Annotated in this window: 1 protein-coding gene; it reads right to left on the bottom strand. The window is 64.6% G+C overall.

From position 1 onward, the window contains the following. Positions 1 to 1,297 (bottom strand): 30S ribosomal protein S1 (rpsA, locus tag ACFYNL_RS39715; RefSeq protein WP_388813151.1); only part of this gene is annotated, 1,297 nt, incomplete at both ends.

The raw sequence follows: 1,297 nt of genomic DNA on the forward strand, positions 1-1,297 counted from the left end.
TCGGCCTCGCGGGACTTGATGACCTGCTGCTGGTGCTGCTCGAAGCGGGTCTGCGCCTCGGCGTACTGGCGCTCCCACTCCTCGCGCTGCTTCTCGTAGCCCTCGAGCCAGTCGTTGGTCTCGGGGTCGAAGCCCTCGGGGTAGATGTAGTTGCCCTGGTCGTCGTACGAGGCAGCCATGCCGTACAGGGTCGGGTCGAACTCGACCGAGGCCGGGTCGGCACCGAAGGACTCGTTGGCCTGCTTCAGCGAGAGGCTGATGCGACGACGCTCGAGGTCGATGTCGATGACCTTGACGAAGATCTCGTCGTTGACCTGGACGACCTGCTCCGGGATCTCCACGTGGCGCTCGGCCAGCTCGGAGATGTGGACCAGACCCTCGATGCCCTCGTCCACGCGGACGAACGCACCGAACGGAACCAGCTTCGTGACCTTGCCGGGCACGACCTGGCCGATCTGGTGGGTGCGGGCGAACTGCTGCCACGGGTCTTCCTGGGTCGCCTTCAGCGACAGGGAGACACGCTCGCGGTCCATGTCGACGTCGAGGACCTCGACGGTGACCTCCTGGCCGACCTCGACGACCTCGGAGGGGTGGTCGATGTGCTTCCAGGACAGCTCGGAGACGTGGACCAGACCGTCGACGCCACCCAGGTCCACGAAGGCACCGAAGTTGACGATCGAGGAGACCACACCGGAACGGACCTGACCCTTCTGCAGGGTCGTGAGGAACGTCTGGCGGACCTCGGACTGGGTCTGCTCCAGCCAGGCACGGCGGGACAGGACCACGTTGTTGCGGTTCTTGTCCAGCTCGATGATCTTGGCCTCGAGCTCCTTGCCCACGTAGGGCTGGAGGTCGCGGACGCGGCGCATCTCGACCAGGGAGGCCGGGAGGAAGCCACGGAGGCCGATGTCGAGGATGAGACCACCCTTGACGACCTCGATGACGGTACCGGTGACGATCCCGTCCTCTTCCTTGATCTTCTCGATGGTGCCCCAGGCACGCTCGTACTGGGCGCGCTTCTTCGAGAGGATCAGGCGGCCTTCCTTGTCCTCCTTCTGGAGGACCAGGGCCTCGATCTCGTCACCGACGGCGACGACCTCGTTGGGGTCGACGTCGTGCTTGATCGAGAGTTCGCGGCTCGGGATCACGCCTTCGGTCTTGTAACCGATGTCGAGCAGGACCTCGTCCCGGTCGACCTTCACGATGACGCCGTCGACGATGTCGCCGTCGTTGAAGTACTTGATCGTCTCGTCGATCGCGGCGAGGAAGGCTTCCTCGTTACCGATGTCGTTGACCG

The organism is Streptomyces sp. NPDC007808, assembly GCF_042868655.1.
GTDB lineage: Bacteria > Actinomycetota > Actinomycetes > Streptomycetales > Streptomycetaceae > Streptomyces.